The organism is Flavobacterium circumlabens (genome assembly GCF_004345565.1).
Classification (GTDB): Bacteria; Bacteroidota; Bacteroidia; order Flavobacteriales; family Flavobacteriaceae; genus Flavobacterium; species Flavobacterium circumlabens.
This window is the reverse complement of record NZ_SLWA01000002.1, coordinates 414,356-433,245: the sequence shown is the minus strand read 5'-3', so window position 1 is coordinate 433,245 and position 18,890 is coordinate 414,356. Positions and strand designations below refer to the sequence as shown.

The 18,890-nt window shown below is 34.4% G+C and carries 20 protein-coding genes; 13 read left to right on the top strand and 7 right to left on the bottom strand.

Annotated elements, in window-relative coordinates; all coding sequences use genetic code 11:
* Window positions 1-12: 12 nt before the first annotated feature.
* The 4 genes from argC to EV142_RS06395 all read right to left on the bottom strand — a co-directional run bounded on the left by argC (window position 13) and on the right by EV142_RS06395 (window position 5,798).
* Window positions 13-990 carry an N-acetyl-gamma-glutamyl-phosphate reductase gene (gene argC, locus EV142_RS06410; protein WP_132033652.1) on the bottom strand — a complete coding sequence of 326 codons (978 nt, stop codon included), beginning with the start codon at window positions 988-990 and terminating at the stop codon, window positions 13-15.
* Entirely contained in the window at window positions 983-2,176 is a 1,194-nt protein-coding gene (locus tag EV142_RS06405) for an argininosuccinate synthase (protein WP_132033650.1), read from the bottom strand. The genes argC and EV142_RS06405 overlap by 8 nt, the downstream gene beginning before the upstream one ends.
* 65 nt (window positions 2,177-2,241) lie before the next feature.
* Entirely contained in the window at window positions 2,242-2,883 is a 642-nt protein-coding gene (locus tag EV142_RS06400) for a GNAT family N-acetyltransferase (RefSeq protein WP_132033648.1), read from the bottom strand.
* Window positions 2,884-3,527: 644 nt separating this feature from the next.
* Window positions 3,528-5,798: a M1 family metallopeptidase gene (locus EV142_RS06395; protein WP_132033646.1), complete on the bottom strand. Its 2,271-nt coding sequence runs from the start codon at window positions 5,796-5,798 to the stop codon at window positions 3,528-3,530.
* A 185-nt stretch (window positions 5,799-5,983) separates the two neighbouring features.
* Between EV142_RS06395 and EV142_RS06390 the strand changes: the two genes are divergently transcribed.
* The 3 genes from EV142_RS06390 to EV142_RS06380 all read left to right on the top strand — a co-directional run bounded on the left by EV142_RS06390 (window position 5,984) and on the right by EV142_RS06380 (window position 8,085).
* On the top strand, window positions 5,984-6,835 hold the full coding sequence (locus EV142_RS06390; RefSeq protein ID WP_132033644.1) for an aldose 1-epimerase family protein: 852 nt from the start codon (window positions 5,984-5,986) through the stop codon (window positions 6,833-6,835).
* A 9-nt stretch (window positions 6,836-6,844) separates the two neighbouring features.
* Window positions 6,845-7,393 (top strand): GNAT family N-acetyltransferase, encoded by a 549-nt coding sequence (locus EV142_RS06385; RefSeq protein ID WP_132033642.1) that lies wholly within the window; start codon window positions 6,845-6,847, stop codon window positions 7,391-7,393.
* 134 nt (window positions 7,394-7,527) lie between these two features.
* Entirely contained in the window at window positions 7,528-8,085 is a 558-nt protein-coding gene (locus EV142_RS06380) for a DUF3575 domain-containing protein (protein WP_132033640.1), read from the top strand.
* Here the strand turns inward: EV142_RS06380 and EV142_RS06375 are convergent.
* Both EV142_RS06375 and EV142_RS06370 read right to left on the bottom strand, forming a co-directional pair.
* Entirely contained in the window at window positions 8,078-8,311 is a 234-nt protein-coding gene (locus tag EV142_RS06375; protein ID WP_132033638.1) for a VF530 family protein, read from the bottom strand. The two genes, EV142_RS06380 and EV142_RS06375, sit on opposite strands and share 8 nt — an antisense overlap.
* A gap of 102 nt (window positions 8,312-8,413) precedes the next feature.
* Window positions 8,414-9,052 (bottom strand): outer membrane beta-barrel protein, encoded by a 639-nt coding sequence (locus tag EV142_RS06370; protein ID WP_132033636.1) that lies wholly within the window; start codon window positions 9,050-9,052, stop codon window positions 8,414-8,416.
* A 137-nt stretch (window positions 9,053-9,189) separates the two neighbouring features.
* Here EV142_RS06370 and smpB point away from each other — a divergent pair, with 137 nt between their 5' ends.
* The 3 genes from smpB (at window position 9,190) to EV142_RS06355 (ending at window position 11,502) form a co-directional block, all read left to right on the top strand.
* A complete protein-coding gene (smpB, locus tag EV142_RS06365; protein WP_047776350.1) occupies window positions 9,190-9,645 on the top strand; it encodes an SsrA-binding protein SmpB in 456 nt (151 codons plus the stop codon).
* Window positions 9,646-9,723: 78 nt separating this feature from the next.
* Window positions 9,724-10,362 carry a DUF4136 domain-containing protein gene (locus EV142_RS06360; RefSeq protein WP_132033634.1) on the top strand — a complete coding sequence of 213 codons (639 nt, stop codon included), beginning with the start codon at window positions 9,724-9,726 and terminating at the stop codon, window positions 10,360-10,362.
* Between the two features lie 90 nt (window positions 10,363-10,452).
* Entirely contained in the window at window positions 10,453-11,502 is a 1,050-nt protein-coding gene (locus tag EV142_RS06355) for a Fic family protein (protein ID WP_132033632.1), read from the top strand.
* A 56-nt stretch (window positions 11,503-11,558) separates the two neighbouring features.
* Here EV142_RS06355 and EV142_RS06350 read toward each other — a convergent pair whose 3' ends face one another.
* Window positions 11,559-12,200 (bottom strand): protein-L-isoaspartate(D-aspartate) O-methyltransferase, encoded by a 642-nt coding sequence (locus EV142_RS06350; protein WP_132033630.1) that lies wholly within the window; start codon window positions 12,198-12,200, stop codon window positions 11,559-11,561.
* 120 nt (window positions 12,201-12,320) lie between these two features.
* Between EV142_RS06350 and EV142_RS06345 the strand changes: the two genes are divergently transcribed.
* The 7 genes from EV142_RS06345 to EV142_RS06315 all read left to right on the top strand — a co-directional run bounded on the left by EV142_RS06345 (window position 12,321) and on the right by EV142_RS06315 (window position 18,789).
* Complete coding sequence (locus EV142_RS06345; RefSeq protein ID WP_132033628.1) at window positions 12,321-13,319, top strand: RDD family protein; 999 nt, start codon at window positions 12,321-12,323, stop codon at window positions 13,317-13,319.
* A gap of 124 nt (window positions 13,320-13,443) precedes the next feature.
* Window positions 13,444-14,409, top strand: a complete 966-nt coding sequence (locus tag EV142_RS06340; RefSeq protein ID WP_132033626.1) for a Gfo/Idh/MocA family protein — start codon at window positions 13,444-13,446, stop codon at window positions 14,407-14,409.
* A gap of 91 nt (window positions 14,410-14,500) precedes the next feature.
* Window positions 14,501-15,394, top strand: a complete 894-nt coding sequence (locus tag EV142_RS06335; protein WP_132033624.1) for a 3-hydroxyacyl-CoA dehydrogenase family protein — start codon at window positions 14,501-14,503, stop codon at window positions 15,392-15,394.
* Between the two features lie 12 nt (window positions 15,395-15,406).
* Window positions 15,407-16,066, top strand: a complete 660-nt coding sequence (locus EV142_RS06330) for a YggS family pyridoxal phosphate-dependent enzyme (protein WP_132033622.1) — start codon at window positions 15,407-15,409, stop codon at window positions 16,064-16,066.
* A 43-nt stretch (window positions 16,067-16,109) separates the two neighbouring features.
* A complete protein-coding gene (locus tag EV142_RS06325; protein WP_238698661.1) occupies window positions 16,110-16,346 on the top strand; it encodes a four helix bundle protein in 237 nt (78 codons plus the stop codon).
* Window positions 16,347-16,557: 211 nt separating this feature from the next.
* A complete protein-coding gene (locus EV142_RS06320; protein WP_132033620.1) occupies window positions 16,558-17,919 on the top strand; it encodes an exonuclease domain-containing protein in 1,362 nt (453 codons plus the stop codon).
* A gap of 30 nt (window positions 17,920-17,949) precedes the next feature.
* Window positions 17,950-18,789: an ion transporter gene (locus tag EV142_RS06315; RefSeq protein ID WP_132033618.1), complete on the top strand. Its 840-nt coding sequence runs from the start codon at window positions 17,950-17,952 to the stop codon at window positions 18,787-18,789.
* Window positions 18,790-18,890 lie beyond the last annotated feature (101 nt).

Below are 18,890 nucleotides of genomic sequence, written 5' to 3'. Positions count from 1 at the left end.
TTGAAACTATTATTAAAATCCGCTTGGTTTCAAATGTAAACCTGTGGTTTCTTCTAATCCGAACATTAAATTCATATTCTGAATCGCTTGTCCTGAAGCACCTTTGGTTAAGTTATCAATGATTGACGTGATTAAAACCCGGTTTCCCTTTTTCAATAAACTAATGATACATTTATTGGTTTGAACGACTTGTTTCATATTGATATTAGTCGTTGTAACGGTTACAAATGGCTCCTCTTTATAGAAATCTTCGTATTTGGCAACCAATTGCTCCAGGCTATCATCTGAAATGGTATATAAGGTGGCAAAAATTCCTCTTGGAAAATCTCCTCTGTTTGGAATAAAAAGCAATTCACTTTCGAAATCATCCTGTAATTGCACTAAACTTTCTGAAATTTCTCCTAAATGCTGGTGTTCAAAAGCTTTATAATGAGACATATTATTGTTTCTCCAGCTAAAATGAGCGGTTTCTGAAAGACCAACTCCGGCACCGGTACTTCCTGTTGTTGCATTGATATGAACATCATTGTTCAGTAAATTATTTTTAGCCAAAGGCAACAGGGCCAGCTGAATTGCTGTAGCAAAACAACCCGGATTTGCAATAAAATTGGCTTTTTTAATTTCTGATTTATTCAATTCCGGCAAACCGTAAATGAAATCTTTTCCTTCGAAATGCGCATCTTTATTCAATCTGAAATCATTTCCTAGATCAATGATTTTGGTATGTCCGGCAAATTGATTTTCCTGCAAAAACGAAATAGATTTTCCGTGTCCCAGACATAAAAAAACAACGTTTACATTCGGATTTATCACATCAGTAAAATTCATTTCGATATCTCCCATCAAATCGTGATGTGCTATTGAAAGTGGTTTTCCGGCATTTGTAGTACTGTAAACAAAATCAATTTTTACATTGGGATGATACATTAATATTCTGATGAGTTCTCCGGCCGTATAGCCTGAACCACCAATTATTCCAACATTAATCATGATCTAAGTGATTTACAGATGAAAATATGTTTTGGGCATTTCCCAAAATCTTAATAAATCCTTTTGCATCGTCGGATGTCCACGCATTGTTCATTTCGCCATATTGACCAAAACCGGTATTCATCAAATCATTATCGGATTCAATTCCGTCAAGCGAAAAATGATAGGGTTTTAATGAAACCGTAACGACTCCGTTTACCGTTTTTTGTGTGTCTTGCAAAAACGTTTCAATGTTTCTCATCACCGGATCTAAAAACTGACCTTCATGGAATAGCATTCCGTACCAGTTTCCTAACTGTTCTTTCCAGTATTGCTGCCATTTTCCTAAAGTATGCTTCTCTAATAAATGGTGTGCTTTAATAATAATTAATGGCGCTGCAGCTTCAAAACCAACTCTTCCTTTGATTCCTATAATGGTGTCCCCTACGTGAATGTCTCTTCCAATGGCAAAAGCATTGGCTAATTTTTCAAGAATAACAATATTATTCGATGGTTTGTCCATTATACCGTTTATACCAACCAATTCACCCTGCTCAAAATGCAGTCTTACTTTTTCTTCTCCTTCTTTTTGTAATTGTGAAGGATAAGCGTCACCTGGTAATGGCTGACCTGAAGTCAACGTTTCTTTTCCTCCAACACTGGTTCCCCAAAGTCCCTTATTGATCGAATATTGTGCTTTTTCCCAGGAATAAGGAACGCCGTTTTTCGCTAAATAATCTACTTCTTCCTGTCTGGAAAGTTTCAGATCTCTAATCGGAGTAATAATTTCGATTTCCGGAGCGATGGTCTGGAAAATCAAATCGAAACGAATCTGATCATTTCCGGCACCTGTACTTCCGTGTGCGATGGCGCTTGCCCCTACCTTTTTGGCATATTTTATGGCTTCAATGGCCTGAAAAACACGCTCTGCACTTACTGATAATGGATAAGTATTGTTTTTTAATACATTTCCGAAAATCAAATATTTTATGGCTTTATCATAATATTTATCTACAATAGTAAGGTTAGCATGTTGTGCACTTCCTAATTCGTAGGCTCTTTTTTCTATGGCTGATAATTCTTCAGCATCAAATCCTCCTGTATCTACAAGCACAGTATGAACTTCGTATCCTTTTTCATTTTTTAAATATTTCAAACAATACGAGGTATCTAATCCTCCACTATAAGCTAATACAACTTTTTTCATTTTTTATAATTTAGGCTAATACTTTCGTATGTAGCAAGTTTGAGATTTCTTTTTTACGGATATTCTTAAGGCAATAAAATAAAAGACAGGATTTTATTTAAGAATAAAGCTTGTTTAATTTTTTTCAGTCTTTTCAAAACGGCTTCATTAAAAGGATGTCTTGGCGGATCTTTTTGTTTTTCTTTGGGATCGTACAGCATTCCGGTGCAAAGACACATCTTGTTTTCTTTGCTTTTCAGAATTTCATAATTGGTACAGGTTTTACAGCCCGACCAAAAGCTCGGATCTGTTGTCAGTTCAGAGAAAGGTACTGGCTTGTAACCTAAATCAGAGTTGATTTTCATTACGGCCAAACCAGTAGTTATACCAAATATTTTGGCATCTGGATATCTTTGTAAGGAATAATCGAAAACCTTTGATTTTATCTTTTTGGCTAAACCTAAACTTCTGTAATCCGGGTGTACGATTAAACCCGAGTGTGCCACGAATTTTCCGTGCTGCCAACTTTCGATATAACAAAAACCTGCAAATTTTCCATCTGCCAAAGCAATCATCGCATCACCGCTGGACATTTTTTTCTGAATGTATTCAGGAGTTCTTTTAGCAATCCCCGTGCCTCTTAACAAAGCCGATGATTCTATTGTATCGCAAATTTCCTGCGCATACTTAAAGTGTTCTTCCTGAGTTACAACAATAGAGATCTTCATTTCAATAGTTGAAGTTAGAGTTAAAAATTAAAACATTTTGTTTCATTTGAAATCTAAAAACCAATCCAATAAAGTTAAGCAAAATAAAGATAACACCTTCTAAATCAAAAAGTTGATTACGAGATGATTTCAAAAAATAGGTGCTTTCAGGATAGGTTTGTCCAATGGACAAATGATGTGATTTCAAAATAGAAAATGAATATAAATAAATACGCGGCGAAAAACTCAGTGAATACTATAGAGATAGCATCCGTACTTCGGGAGAAGTACCAGGTGAGTTTGTCCGTGACAAAGAAGTTATATGTAAACTTATTTTATTCATCGGTGCAAAAGTACACTATTTTTTTATTTACAAACCATAAAAATAAAATTCTAACATTTTTTTAATGTTTTGTTGTTTTTTGTTATGTGTTAAGCTACTAAGGTGCTGAATTTTCTATTAAAGTTTGATACTTGGTACCCATTAAGCAACCTGAGAAAGTGATATGAAACTGAAAATGTAAAAGGTAAAAGGTAAAATGTGACTGTGACCAAGACCATAACTGAGACTGAGACTGCAACTGTGACTAAAAACTGCAACTCCAAAAAAAACCCGATAGTTAAAAAATAACTATCGGGTTTTTGAATATTTCAAAGCTTTAATATTAATTTTTGGTAAACGGAATTACTTGTCCATTTCCTAAAACAATCATGTCAAAAGCAGTTTTAGCTTCGTTAAATTTAAATTTCAAACCAGCTCTTTTGGATTGAAAAGTATCTTTTTCATTTTCAACCGGTTCAACAGAAAACTTAGGAAAGTTTGTTATTTCTACATTAAGAACACTGTTCTTCTCTGTGAATTCAATTTTCAAAGGTGCTTTCGCTGTTGAGTAAGTTCCGATATATCCGTCTAAAATAATATCTTTTTCAAGCAAACTTTTTCCTGCCGTCCAGACATTGTTACTTTCGTTATAATCGGGAAAAACATGATCAGGGTCCAGTGTTATACTTTCAATTTCTTCAGTAGAGTTATTTTTGAAAGACCAGTCATTATTACGCTGCCAAATTTCTACCGGTAATTTAACTCTGGTTACTTTTCCGCTTTTTGTTTTTACATCCAAAACAATTGGCATCGGCATTTTATCAAAATTTTCGACAGTAATTATAGCTCCTTTTGCAGGATCATTTTTTACATATTTAACAGAATTGATTCCCTGATCAAAACGCCAGTTGTTTACGAACCAGCTTCTCCAGAACCAGCTTAAATCTTCGCCTGCAACATTTTCAATTGTTCTGAAAAAGTCGTCAGGAGTTGGGTGTTTAAAGGCCCAACGCTCTACGTAAGTACGCAATGCTTTATCAAAACGTTCTTCTCCAAGAACCTGTTCTCTTAAGATTGTTAAGCCGGCACTTGGCTTGAAATAACACAAAGTACCAATATTAGCTTCCTTCATATTATCGGGAGAACTCATGATTGTTTCCAGTGTCGGACTTGTTAAACCTTCTGCATCCTGATGCAAATCGGAAGCTTTTTGCTTGTATTCTCCGTTGTTAAAATCAACAGAACTTACAGAGTTGATAAAGGTATTAAATCCTTCATCCATCCAGGCAAATAAACGTTCATTCGATCCTACAATCATAGGAAACCAGATATGCCCGAATTCGTGATCTGTAACTCCCCATAAATCATCTCCTTTAGATTTCCATCCACAGAAAACAATCCCGGGATATTCCATTCCGCCTTCATTTCCTGCTACGTTTGTAGCTGCCGGATAAGGATATTCAAACCATCTTTTAGAATAATGCTCAATCGATGATTTTACATATTCCGTTGAACGCCCGTAAGCATCATTACCCGCACTTTCTACCGGATAAGCCGATAATGCTAATGATTTTTTACCACTTGGCAAGTTTATTTTTGCTCCGTCTAAAATAAAAGCCGCAGAAGATGCCCAGGAGAAATCACGTGCGTTTTTAATTTGGTAATGCCATGTTTTCTCGGCCGTTGCATTTGTATTTGCAGTTGCAGCAACTTCATCAGCAGAACGAATCATAACCGTTTTATCACTTTGTTCCGCTTCTTTGTATCGTTTTAATTGCTCTGCAGAAAGTACTTCAGCACCATTTAACAACGCTCCGGATGCTACTACATACTGATTGGCAGGTGCTGTAATTTTTACATCAAAATCACCATACTCCAAATAAAACTCAGAAGCCCCTAAATAAGGTGCAGTATTCCACCCTCTTACGTCATCATACACACACATACGCGGGTACCATTGTGCAATTGTGAAAATTTTTCCGTTTTTCGTATCTAAAACTCCCATTCTGTCTGATCCTTCCAGAGGAGCAATGAATGAATATTCAATTTTAATCTTTACAGCTCCTCCTTTTGAAGCCAGTTCTTTAGGCAGAAAAATTTGCATTCTGGTGTCTGTAACGATATATTTTGCAACAGTCTCCGTTTTATCCTTTCCTGTAGAAATTACTTTTACTGATTTAATTTTATTTCCACCATCAAAAACCTGACCCTGAGCACCGTTACGACTTCCTGTTAAAGGCACGACAGCATTTCCTCTTGAATCTTCCTTGAATAAATTCTGGTCTAAATTCAACCAGACAAATGACAATTTATCAGGACTGTTATTCGTATAAGTAATCTCATCTGTACCGACAAGTTCATTTGTGGTACCGTTTAATTTTACCGTTAATTGGTAATCTGCCCTGTTTTGCCAGTACTCAACTCCCGGCTGACCGCTTGCAGAACGGGTTGGTGTACCATTTTTAGTGTAAAAATGGGGTGCGAATGCATCATGGTAATTGTAGTTATTAACTGGATTTGCTGCTGTTGTAGCTGGCGTTTGTTGCGCCCAAACAGAAGAAATCCCAACAAATAAAGCCATGGTTAATAAGGCTTTTGAGGAACGCTTTTTCATATTTTTTAGCTATTTATGTAGCAAATTAATGAAAAAAAAAGCTATTTACAGAGAAAAACTGAAGCTTATATTTAATTTTATCAAAATTTTATTAAAAAAATAATTTCAGTGATTTATAGAAAAAACTAAAATTTATAAAATATATTTACAATTCATTAAAAGTAACTTATTTCAATTTTAAGATTTTGAATACAATCCTCTCAAATTCAAGTTTAAAGGTTTCGATAAAACATGCCGGAGCTGAATTATTTTCAATAAAAGACTATCAGAACAACGAATACATCTGGGAAGGCAATCCCGCTTTCTGGGGAAAACACTCACCGGTTCTTTTTCCTATCGTAGGAACTTTAAAAAACAATACTTATACCATTAATAATAAAGAATATCAGCTTCCAAGACATGGTTTTGCGCGTGATATGGAGTTCGAATTGATTAATGAAACGGATAGCAGTGCTACTTTTTCGTTACAATCGAACAGCGAAACCCTTCAAAAATATCCTTTTGAGTTTGAATTACAGCTCCTTTATAGTTTAGCAGAAAAAGAGCTGACTATTGGGTATAAGGTAATTAATAAAGGAGCTGATAAAATTCCTTTTTCAATTGGTGCCCATCCTGCAATTGCTTTACCGGCTGCCTTTGAAAGGTATTCTTTTAAGTTTGAAAAAGACGAAGTTTTAAAGTACAATCTTCTCGAAAATGATTTAATATCAAATAAGACCGAGGTACTCGAAACTACAGCTAATTTGGTTCCCCTAAAGTATCAGCTATTCGAAAATGATGCTTTGGTTTTTAAAACATTAGAATCTGATTCCCTGACAATTCTCGAAAACTCTAAACCTTATGTAAGGGTTAATTTTGAAGATTTTCCAAGTTTAGGAATCTGGACAAAAGAACAAGCTCCGTTTGTCTGTATTGAACCCTGGTTTGGTTATTCCGATACAGCCGAAAACTCCGGTGATTTATTCCAAAAAGAAGGAATTGTAATTTTAGAAGCCAATCAGACATTCCATTCGAAATTCAGTATCCAAATATTTTAATAAAAAAACATGTTAGCATTTAATTTTACGCCCTTTCCCGTAATAGAAACAGAACGTTTACTTTTAAAAAGAATTACGGATGCTGATGTGAACGAAATTTTCGAATTACGTTCGAATCCGGAAACAATGAAATATATCCCGAGGCCTTTAGTAAAAACTACTGAAGATGCACTTGAACATATTGCAATGATTGAAGAAAAAATCATAACAAATGTTGGCATAAATTGGGGAATTACGCTAAAAGATAATCCGAAATTGCTTGGAATAATTGGCTATTACAGAATGCAGCCAGAAAATTACCGCGCTGAAATCGGTTATATGTTATTACCGGAATTTCACGGGAAAGGGATTATTACGGAGGCTGTATACAAATTAATCCGATATGGTTTTGATGATCTGAAACTGCATTCTATCGAGGCTGTTATTGATCCTGAGAACTTCGCTTCAGAAAAGGTATTACAAAAATGTGGTTTTGTTAAAGAAGCGCATTTAAAAGAAGCAGAATTTTATGAAGGTGTATTTTTGGACAAAGTAATTTATTCATTATTAGATAAATAACTTTTTCAGAAACTTATTTGGAAAAATAAAACCTGTTAAAATTATTTTTTACGCAACAGTCTGGTATGGTATTGCGTTATATTTGCACGCGAAATAAGTAACTGAAGCTTATTTTCTCCCTGAAAAACCACTTTATGAAAAAAGTCTTAATTCTGTTTGTCCTCTTCTTATCTACCCAGTCACAAAGTCAGACCTACCTGAAATTTAATGCTGCCACAGCTGCAATTGCAATACCTAACATAGGAATTGAAACCAGTATTGGAGAAAAAACCACCTTCAGTGTTGATCTTATGGCTTCTTTTTGGGAATCTTTTGATGGGCACAGTCCAATGAAATTTTACACCCTGACTCCTGAAGTTCGTTATCATTTTAAAGAAAAGTATAATGGATTTTATGTTGGTGCACATATAGGACCGGATATCTATGAAATTCAAAAATGGAATTACTGGGAAAGCAATAAATATGAACACGGTTTTGGATACCGAATGGGAGTTACGGTTGGATATAACATCAAACTGAATGACAAATTCCTACTCGATATTTTTGCCGGAGGCGGCTGGCATCAAGGGTTTTATCACGGATATTACAACGACGGAACTCCGGGCAGATATGAAAAAGCTCAAAACTGGAACAAAAGCGGTGAATGGCTTCCGTATCGCGGAGGTGTGATGCTTTCTTATAAGCTCAATTAATACCTTTGAACTTAGGGATTGATTTTACATATAAATCCTCTACTTTTTTTCGTGCCCAATCTGTTTTTCGTAAAAAAGTAAGACTTGATTTTACACTCGGATTTGAAGTAAAACATTTTACAGGAATCAATTCTGCCAAAGTATCAAAACCATAATGGTCTACTAATTTCTCGACTACAGCTTTTAGTCTAATTCCATGCAAAGGATCTTTAGATTGATTTTCCATCTGATATTTTTAAATAATACTAAAAAGACCGTACTCTAAAAAAGCACGGTCTTTCTTTTTTTGCAAAATTAGCAAATTGAAACCAATATCATCAACTAACGATTAGAATATAAATTTAAATCCAAAAGAAAGTGGTGAGGTCAGGTTAGGGCTGCTTCCGCCTAAAGTACCATTATAAAGTGGCTCAACATTGGCAACGTGCGCTAATCCAAAATTAGTTACCGTTGTTTTCTCCCCAATTTTTGGATCCAGAGTGGTTGAAGTGAAATTAGCCAGGTCATAAGAGAATTCTACCGAGAAATTTTTAGTGACAAAATAATCGAATCCGCCGGATAGTGATAACCCAAACTGCGTGATTTTTAAGTCACTTTGTTTTTCTTTTCCTGTGATAATTGGCGCTGCCAGTTGACCGAAGAAATACAGAGAACCTGCAACATTCCAATATTTTCTTGCCAATGGCTGAATCACAATCAGATCGGTTTTGGCAGCAGTTCCCTTATCCGAATCCGATTTTATGTTCATATAACCAAATCCGGCTCCAACAGCAACAGAAGGCGTAACAAATGTACCTACAATTGGCAGTACAGATAAACTTGTATTTTTTACATCTGCTGTTTTGGTTTGCTGGTATCCGAACTGTGATGTTGCAAACCACGCTCCTTTTAACCCCTTGTCTACTTCCTGAGCTTTTGCAGTTAAGCAAATTAATGCTATACTAATAAGTGTTACAATTTTTTTCATAATAAGTCTGTTTTAAATTATACAACAAACTTAATAGTAAGATTTTTCCCTAAAACTGATTAAAATCATAGATTAAAAAAAATATAATTATCTTTAATTCCCCCAAAGTTTTTCATTTTTATTTTACATTTGCATCTATGTTAAAATCAGTCAATATACTTAATAAAAGAGCGCGTTTCGATTACGAAATAATCGACACCTATACTGCCGGAATCGTTTTATCCGGAACCGAAATCAAATCTATCCGCCTGGGGAAAGCAAATATTACCGAAAGTTTTTGTGAATTTAGCGGAATAGAACTTTTTGCTATCAATACCTATATCGAAGAATATACGTTTGGAAATCAGTTCAACCATAAATCCAGAAGTGAAAGAAAATTGCTTTTAAACAAAAAAGAATTAAAAACACTTCATAAAAATGTGCAGGCAAAAGGATTGACAATTGTTCCTTTAAAATTATTCACCAACGAAAAGGGACTGGCAAAACTACAAATAGGCCTTTGCAAAGGAAAGAAAAACTACGACAAACGTGAATCTCTTAAAGAACAGGACACTAAACGTGATTTAGACCGGATTAAAAAAGCGTACAACTAAAACAACTTTATCATAAACATCTGTTTTTTAATATTTTATAATTAAATTTACTTTAACATCAACTTTTAATTATAGAATATGAAAAAATATCTAATCGTATTGACCGTCTTAATTCTTTTAAGCTGCAGCAGTAATACATCAATTGTAAGCAGCTGGAGAGATCCCGATATTACGGTAGCAAAGGAGCAATTTAAAAAAGTTTTAGTAGTGGCTTTGGTAAAAGACGAAGCTTCCAGAAGAATTACAGAAAACAGGATTGCTGCCAGTAATCCAATTTTTAAGACTTCGTACCAATATATGAATGGTACAAATTTGCATCTGACAAAAGAACAGCAATTACAAATTTTACACGATGAAAACTTTGACGGTGTGATAACCATGCGCTTAGTGAGTACCGAAAAGGAAACCAATTATGTTCCCGGAACTTACACCGGTATGTACTACGGAGGTTTTGACGGCTTATACAGTGGAATGTACGGATATGGTTTTGGAAATTGGTACGGAATGTACTCTCCGAATTTTTATGATCCGGGATATTATCAGGAAACGACTTCCTACATGGTCGAAACCAATATTTTTTCGCTAAAAGACAATAAATTAATCTGGACGGGAACCACAAAATCCGAATATGTTACTGATCTGGGACAAACTGTAGACGCGATCATGCAGGCTGTTGTAAAAGAAATGAAAAAAGACGGCTCGTTGCCTCCAAAATAATCCATTAAGAAAGTAATATCTCTTATGTTACTTTTTTTTATCTAATAAAAATGACTAAATTTGTCAAGACAATTTAAAACATAAAAAAAAATGAAAACACTTCTTAAAAATGCAAGAGAGCAAAAAGGCTTAAAAACCCGTGAAGTGGCGCAGATTCTTGGCATTGATCAGGCTTTAATAAGCAAATTTGAATCAGGAACAAGAAAACCAACAAAAGATCAGATTTCAAAACTTTCGCAACTTCTAGAAATTGATTATGAAACTTTGATGATTGCCTGGTTGAAGGAAAAGATTCTTTATGAAATTGGAGATGATGAATTTGCCTTAAAAGCTTTAATGGTAGCCGAGCATGAAATTAAATACAATAGAACTGTTTCAAAATTAAAAATCTCTGCCACTTTGGAAAATCTTTTAAAAGAGATTGATCTTTTAAAAGCAAAGTTAGATAGTTATCGTCAATTTGACAGTTATAGAATTACTCAGGCTCTTGAATTAGAGTATACATTTGAAAGCAATCGAATTGAAGGAAATACAATGACTTTGCGTGAAACTGATATGGTCATCAACGAAGGTTTAACTATTTCCGGCAAAAGCATGCGGGAACATCTGGAAGCGATTAATCATCAGGAAGCTATTGGGTTTATTAAAGATTTGATGCAAAGAAATGTTTCCTTAAACGAACGTGATCTTTTGTCCATTCATAATTTAATTCTTCGCGGTATCATCCCGGAAGATGCAGGTCGCTACAGAAAGGTTCAGGTCATGATAAAAGGAAGTTCACATATGCCGCCACAGCCCTACATGGTTGGGAAAGCGATGGAAGATTATTTTATTTGGTACGAAATCAATAAAAACAAATTGCATCCTGTTATTTTAGCTGCTGAAATGCATGAACGCCTTGTTACTATTCATGCTTTCATTGATGGAAATGGGCGAACTTCCCGTCTGGTCATGAATTTAATTTTATTGCAAAAAGGTTATATCATTGCCAATATAAAAGGAGATTATGATAGTCGGATGCAATATTATCAAAGTTTAGAAACAGCTCAAACCAAAAACAATAAAGAAGATTTTTTACTTTTTATTGCTCAGATAGAAAAAGAGAACTTAGAAAGATACATTGGTATTATTGCCCAATAAAACAAAATTTCACTAACTTACTACGGGTAAATTAGTGAAATTTGTGTTTATACCATCTAATTTTTATGTTCTAACAAAGGAACAAATCTGAATTCTCCAAACTCGTGTTTTTCAAATTGCGTTTCGTTTTTGCGTACTAACAAAGTCATGATCTGAACATCTTCCCCTAATGGAATCACAAGCCTTCCTCCTATTTTTAACTGTGCCATAAGAGGCTGCGGAATAAACGGAGCTCCTGCCGTAACAATAATACTGTCAAAAGGAGCGTGATTAGGTAATCCTTTATATCCATCACCAAAAGAAAGATGTTTGGGACGAATATTTAACTTTGGAAATAAATTTGAAGTAGCCTTAAACAATTCGTTTTGTCTTTCAACACTGTAAACTTTTGCTCCGAGCATACACAAAACTGCTGTCTGATAACCTGAACCGGTGCCAATTTCAAGAATTTTATGCTCTTTTTTAACCTCTAATAACTGCGACTGAAAAGCTACCGTATAAGGTTGTGAAATCGTTTGCCCCGCACCAATAGGAAACGCCTTATCCTGATAAGCATAATCTTCAAAACTGGAATTAAGAAAAAGGTGTCTCGGGATTTTTTTTATAGCCTCTAAAACTGCTCTGTCAGTAATTCCTTTTTGCTCTAAAGTGCTTACTAATTGATTACGAAGTCCTTGATGTTTGGCAGTATCTTTCAAAATTGGTAGGTTTTATTTGGACAAAAATAAGAAAACAAATTATCAAATGTCAACTACTTTTTAATCATTTAATTTCTATTTTTGGTTACGAACTTAAAAGCTAATGAACGTTAACATCTTATGAAAAAAACTATCTTTCTTCTCTCTTTATTTTTTGCTCTTTGGGGTATTTCTTTATCTGTTTTTTTTGTTTTTTTTGACATAAAAGATTTAACGGAGTTTCTGAATTTTATTGTTTTTCACAGCAATCCTTATTATTATTCAGGAATGGATATTTTTGTTGTTACAGAAAGAACAAGTAATTCATCCAGAAGTACGAATATAGCACTTATAAATTTATTCTTTTATTTATCTTTTCTTGCAGGCGCACTTATTTATTACTTCTCTAAATATAAAGAAACCAAATTATTAGTTTTTAATTACAGTTTAGTATTTCTAGGTTCTATAATAAAAATATTCTCGTTTATTTCTTACTTTAATATTGACAAGCTGGGTATTTATGATGGCCTTTATATAGTAATTACTTTATTATACATTTTCATCTCATACCATTTCTTAACCAAAAATCTAAATTCAAATACTATTGAAAATAACCAATTGATTGAAAATAATCTCGAAAACGCATCCAATTATAAGCGTTTTTTAAACTTGTTTATTGATTCTTTTATTATAATGGTAATTGCTTTTGGATTTATCACCTACTCAGAAAAAAATCAGCTGCTAACTGCTTTTTTCAGCTATTTAAAAACAACTTTTGGAGATAAATTTGGCATTATAGTTTTCTTTTACCTGATTAAATTTATGTATTATTTAATGTTTGAATCTATCTTTAAAAATACACCTGCAAAATTTCTGACAGCTTGTTATGTAACAGATGAAGATGGAAACTCACCTGACTTTTCGATGATTCTAAAACGAACATTATTGAGGTTTATTCCACTGGAAAGCCTCTCTTTTTTAATGGGGAAAAATCTACATGACGATTACTCATATACCTATGTAATCAATAATAAAAGAGATCCTAAAACAGAAAAAAGATATTTACAAATTTTATCAATTAGTTTTATAATAATGCTTGTGGTCTATTTTTACAATTTATCCACAACGAATCATTTTTGAATACTAAAGAATATCAAAATATATACATGCAGTATTCTTTTATAATGATTAAATCACTAAATCTTTAATGCATTAACTTTTACTTTCAACAAATAAATTATATTTTTGTTTAAAATACATTATCATGTTAAAAGTGGGAGTTTTAGGTGCTGGTCATCTTGGTAAAATACATTTACGTTTATTACAACAATCTGACCAATACGAATTAGTTGGATTTTACGACGAAAATCAGGAAAATGCCGAAAGAATTTCAAAAGAATTTGGCTATAAAAACTTCAGCACTATTGCAAAACTAATTCACGCTGTTGATGTAATCGATATTGTAACGCCGACACTTTCACATTACAAATGTGCCAAAGTGGCGATCAAATCCGGAAAACATATTTTTATAGAAAAACCAATTGCCAATACGGTTGATGAAGCGGAAGAAATTATTGCTTTAGCTGCAGAATACAATGTAAAAGGTCAGGTGGGCCATGTGGAGCGCTTTAATCCGGCTTTTATTGCAACCAAAAATATGATCGAAAACCCGATGTTTATAGAAACACATCGTTTGGCCGAATTTAATCCGCGTGGTACAGATGTTCCCGTAGTTTTGGATTTAATGATTCACGATATCGATGCGATTTTAAGTGTTGTAAATTCAAAAGTAAAAAATATTAATGCGAGCGGTGTTTCTGTAATTAGTGAAACCCCGGATATTGCGAATGCCAGAATTGAATTCGAAAATGGATGTGTTGCTAATCTGACGGCAAGCAGAATTTCGATGAAAAACATGCGTAAAACGCGTTTCTTTCAAAAAGACGCTTACATTTCAGTTGATTTCCTGGAGAAAAAATGCGAAGTAGTCCGCATGAAAGATGCTCCTGAAATTCCGGGAGATTTTGATATGATCCTTCAAAATGCCGAAGGCGTAAAAAAACAGATTTATTTCACCAATCCTGATGTGGAGCAAAACAATGCCATTTTAGATGAATTAGAATCATTTGCAAACGCAATCAGCACCAACACTACACCGGTTGTAACACTGGAACAAGCTACTGATGCTTTACGTGTGGCTTATCAAATCATCGATTGTTTCAAAAAATAACACAATAAATATACTTTTATTTTTTAAGGTTTAAAGTTGGCTTAAAACCCGCTTTAAACCTTAACTTTTAAAATTTAAATACCAAAATTAAATGAAAACTATAGCTGTAATTGGTGCAGGAACAATGGGCAACGGAATTGCTCATACTTTTGCACAAAGTGGTTTTGTTGTAAAACTAATTGACGTTTCCGAGAAATCATTAGACAAAGGAATGGCAACTATTGCTGCCAATCTGGATCGAATGCTGGCAAAAGGAACTATTTCTGCTGATGATGTTGCCAAAACAATCACCAATATTATTACTTATACTGATATAAAGGACGGTGTAGTTGGTGTGGATTTAGTAGTGGAAGCGGCTACTGAAAATGTCGAATTAAAATTGAACATTTTCAGACAATTAAATGAAGCCTGTTCGCATAATACGATTTTAGCCACTAATACTTCTTCTATTTCCATTACCCAGATCGGAGCTGTTGTGACACATCCGGAGCGTGTAATCGGAATGCATTTTATGAATCCGGTGCCGATTATGAAATTGGTAGAAATCATTCGCGGATACAATACCAGCGACGAAGTAACAAAAACCATCATGGATTTATCTGAAAAATTAGGTAAAACCCCTGTTGAAGTAAACGATTATCCGGGTTTTGTAGCCAATAGAATTTTGATGCCCATGCTAAACGAGGCAATCGAAACATTATACAATAAAGTGGCCGGAGTTTATGAAATTGATACCGTAATGAAATTAGGAATGGGTCACCCGATGGGACCGCTTCAATTAGCTGATTTTATTGGACTTGATGTTTGTCTGGCTATTTTAAATGTAATGTATGAAGGTTTTAAAAACCCTAAATATGCTCCTTGCCCGTTATTGGTCAATATGGTGAGAGCCGGAAAACTGGGCGTAAAATCCGGTGAAGGTTTTTATGATTACAGCGAAAGTAAAAAAGCAGAGAAAATTTCTAAGCAATTTATCCTTTCATAAAAAAAAAACAGCATGTCAATCGCATCAAATTTAGATTCTATCAAAGCTTCTTTGCCGGAAAACGTAACTTTAGTGGCTGTTTCTAAAACAAAGCCCGTAGCGGACTTAATGGAAGCTTACGAAACCGGCCAGCGTATTTTTGGAGAAAACAAAATCCAGGAAATGGCCAATAAGTGGGAACAAATGCCAAAAGATATCCAATGGCATATGATAGGCCATGTACAAACGAACAAAGTCAAATTTATGGCTCCGTTCGTAAGTTTGATTCATGGTGTTGACAGTCTGAAATTACTGCAGGAAATCAACAAACAAGCATTAAAAAATAATAGAATTATCGATTGCCTGCTTCAGATACATATTGCTGAAGAAGAAACTAAATTTGGTCTTGATGAAAACGAATTGAATTTACTTTTATCTTCAACCGAATTTAAAGAGATGAAAAATATTCGTATCTTAGGTTTAATGGGAATGGCAACATTTGCAGAAGACCAAAACCAGATTAAAAAAGAATTTACACATTTAAAGTCTATTTTTGATTCCATTCAAACATTGCAAACTGAAAATTGCGAGCTGAATACTATTTCTATGGGAATGTCCGGCGACTATCAACTGGCTATTGCATGCGGAAGCACAATGGTTCGTATTGGAAGCAGCATTTTCGGAGGAAGATAATTTTTCAATAATCAATTGCAAGAGTCAAAAATCAATAACTTAAATGGAAAAAATATTCAATTTTGAAGACAGACTGGTTCGTTTTGCCGGAGAATGTATTTTCTTTACACGACAATTACAAAGATTATTTGAAAATGAATATTACAAAAATCAATTAATTAGATCATCAGGAAGCGCGTCTTTAAATTTTGGAGAGGCACAAGGCACAATTACGGATAAAGATTTTATTTTTAAAGTTTCATTAGTTGTAAAAGAGTTAAAAGAGTCAAGAACTCATTAAAAATTCTAGATTACATTAAAGAAGGTGATAACGATAAAAGAAGTACACTTTTAATAGAAGTAGAACAACTTATCGCAATTTCATCAAAAATGATAATAAATAAAAAATAATTCAATTACAATGACAATTTCAATTACAATGACAATTTTCAAAAATTGAAATTGATTTTTGAAATTGAAATTGCCATTGATTTTTGAAATTGACATTTAAAATGTACGCAATACTAGACATAGAAACTACCGGAGGCCAGTTTAATGAAGAAGGAATTACCGAAATCGCCATCTATAAATTTGATGGCCATGAAGTAATTGACCAGTTCATTAGCCTTGTCAATCCCGAAATTCCAATTCAGCCATTCGTGGTGAAATTAACCGGAATCAACAATGCTATGCTCCGTTCTGCGCCTAAATTCTTTGAAGTAGCCAAAAGAATCATCGAAATTACTTCTGACTGTATTATTGTGGCGCACAACGCTTCTTTTGATTATAGAATTCTGCGTACCGAATTCCGTCGTTTGGGATATGATTTTGAAGCCCGAACGCTGTGTACTGTTGAACTGGCTAAAAAATTAATTCCGGAGCAGCCTTCTTATAGTTTAGGAAAATTGGTTCGCGCACTCGGAATCCCTATGGCAGACAGACACCGTGCCAGTGGTGATGCTATGGCAACGACGAAGTTATTCAAAATGCTTCTGGAAAAAGATTTAGAGAAAACCATTGTAAAAGATTTCATAAAACTGGAAGTTGAAAAAGGAATTGCGCCCAAATTCCTGGATCTTTTATCACAAATGCCTACAAAAACCGGAGTTTATTACATTCATAACCAAAGCGGAACCCTAATTTATATCGGTAAAAGCCAGAATATCAAAAAAAGGGTCAATCAGCATTTTACCGGAATTACGACAAAAAGCAAAAAAATTCAGGCTGAAGTTTTTACCATCACTTATGATGAAACCGGAAGCGAATTAATCGCCCTGCTAAAAGAAAGCGAAGAAGTAAAAATAAACAGACCCAGATACAATCGTTCTCAGCGAAAAACAATTTTTCCATATGCCTTATATACCGAAAAAGACAGTAATGGCTATCTGAATCTAAAACTGGAAAAAGCAGATGGCCGTAAAAAAGAAGTCACCTCTTACGCCAGTTTGCAGGAAGGTAAAAATGCCCTTTTCGCGCATACCGCCAAATATCATTTGTGTCAGAAACTGACCGGATTGTATGTAGCTAAAAAAGAGTGTTTTCAATATAAAATAAAAGAATGTGATGGCGCATGCAATGGTGAAATAACTCCGGAAACATACAATGCCAGGGTTCAGCAATTCATCTCCGAAAACAGTTTCGAGAACAAAAGCATGATTCTGATTGACAGAGGCCGAAATATAAACGAACGAAGCGCTGTCTTAATCGAAAACGGAATTTATAAAGGATATGCATACTATGATTTGAATTACCAAATCACAAATATTGAAATCCTGAAAAATATTCTTATTCCGATGCAAAACAATCGGGATGTCAAAAATATTATTCAAAGTTACATCCGTAAAAGCAAATCGCTGAAAATTCTTCATTTTTAATACTTACAAACTTTACGTATCTTCGTAGGGATGACAAAAAATAAATCAAAATACGAGGTTTTTAGAGAAAAAATAAAAATCATTCTCTACGGAACAAACACTATTTTAGGGCGTATGTTCGATTTAGTGCTTCTCGGATTAATACTTTTAAGTGTTATTCTGGTGATGCTCGATACCGTAGAAGGAATAAATCAGAAGTACCATTCACAGTTGTTAATTTGCGAATGGATCATTACCGTTTTCTTTACAATCGAATACCTGCTGCGAATTATCTCTATTCAGAAACCGCTGAAATATGTCTTTAGCTTTTATGGAATTATCGATTTGCTGGCTATACTGCCCATGTACATGTCCATTTTTTTTCCGGCGACAAATATTTTGACTATCGTAAGGGTTTTGCGTTTTTTCAGGCTGTTCAAAATCCTGCACATTCCGCAAATATCGCATCAGTCCTACCAATTAAAAGAAGCACTGGAAGGCAGTAAAGAAAAAATTCTCGTCTTTATTTATTTTGTCGTGATTAGTGCTGTAATTATTGGTGCATTAATGTACTTCGTTGAAGGCAAAGAAAGTGGCTTCACCAGTATTCCTGCCGGTATTTACTGGGCCATTGTAACCCTCACAACAGTGGGTTACGGTGATATTTCACCGGCAACGCCATTAGGCCAGTTTTTAGCATCATTAGTAATGATTATGGGATACGGGATTATAGCCGTCCCTACAGGAATCGTAACTGCCGAGTTTGCAAAAAGCAGCCTTAGAAATAATGCCGTTAGTACAAAAAAAACATGTCAGAAATGTAATTCACAAGTACACTTTGACAGCGCGAAATATTGCTATGAATGCGGAACAGAATTACCAAAAACTTAAATTATGAGCCAATCCGGCTGTACACTGCAACTCCTCCTTATACTTGTAGTTTTTTAAAGGCATAAAAGGAGCTTCCGCTGGTCGCTCTTGTATCCAAAAAA

Bases quoted from the DNA above. Each gene is read 5' to 3' on its own strand.
- EV142_RS06335 (WP_132033624.1), top strand. From the start codon at position 14,501: ATGAAAACTATAGCTGTAATTGGTGCAGGAACAATGGGCAACGGAATT.
- EV142_RS06395 (WP_132033646.1), bottom strand. From the start codon at position 5,798: ATGAAAAAGCGTTCCTCAAAAGCCTTATTAACCATGGCTTTATTTGTT.
- EV142_RS06340 (WP_132033626.1), top strand. From the start codon at position 13,444: ATGTTAAAAGTGGGAGTTTTAGGTGCTGGTCATCTTGGTAAAATACAT.
- EV142_RS06345 (WP_132033628.1), top strand. From the start codon at position 12,321: ATGAAAAAAACTATCTTTCTTCTCTCTTTATTTTTTGCTCTTTGGGGT.
- EV142_RS06380 (WP_132033640.1), top strand. From the start codon at position 7,528: ATGAAAAAAGTCTTAATTCTGTTTGTCCTCTTCTTATCTACCCAGTCA.
- EV142_RS06370 (WP_132033636.1), bottom strand. From the start codon at position 9,052: ATGAAAAAAATTGTAACACTTATTAGTATAGCATTAATTTGCTTAACT.
- argC (WP_132033652.1), bottom strand. From the start codon at position 990: ATGATTAATGTTGGAATAATTGGTGGTTCAGGCTATACGGCCGGAGAA.
- EV142_RS06320 (WP_132033620.1), top strand. From the start codon at position 16,558: ATGTACGCAATACTAGACATAGAAACTACCGGAGGCCAGTTTAATGAA.
- EV142_RS06400 (WP_132033648.1), bottom strand. From the start codon at position 2,883: ATGAAGATCTCTATTGTTGTAACTCAGGAAGAACACTTTAAGTATGCG.
- EV142_RS06330 (WP_132033622.1), top strand. From the start codon at position 15,407: ATGTCAATCGCATCAAATTTAGATTCTATCAAAGCTTCTTTGCCGGAA.
- EV142_RS06385 (WP_132033642.1), top strand. From the start codon at position 6,845: ATGTTAGCATTTAATTTTACGCCCTTTCCCGTAATAGAAACAGAACGT.
- EV142_RS06360 (WP_132033634.1), top strand. From the start codon at position 9,724: ATGAAAAAATATCTAATCGTATTGACCGTCTTAATTCTTTTAAGCTGC.
- smpB (WP_047776350.1), top strand. From the start codon at position 9,190: ATGTTAAAATCAGTCAATATACTTAATAAAAGAGCGCGTTTCGATTAC.
- EV142_RS06325 (WP_238698661.1), top strand. From the start codon at position 16,110: ATGGAAAAAATATTCAATTTTGAAGACAGACTGGTTCGTTTTGCCGGA.
- EV142_RS06375 (WP_132033638.1), bottom strand. From the start codon at position 8,311: ATGGAAAATCAATCTAAAGATCCTTTGCATGGAATTAGACTAAAAGCT.
- EV142_RS06315 (WP_132033618.1), top strand. From the start codon at position 17,950: ATGACAAAAAATAAATCAAAATACGAGGTTTTTAGAGAAAAAATAAAA.
- EV142_RS06355 (WP_132033632.1), top strand. From the start codon at position 10,453: ATGAAAACACTTCTTAAAAATGCAAGAGAGCAAAAAGGCTTAAAAACC.
- EV142_RS06405 (WP_132033650.1), bottom strand. From the start codon at position 2,176: ATGAAAAAAGTTGTATTAGCTTATAGTGGAGGATTAGATACCTCGTAT.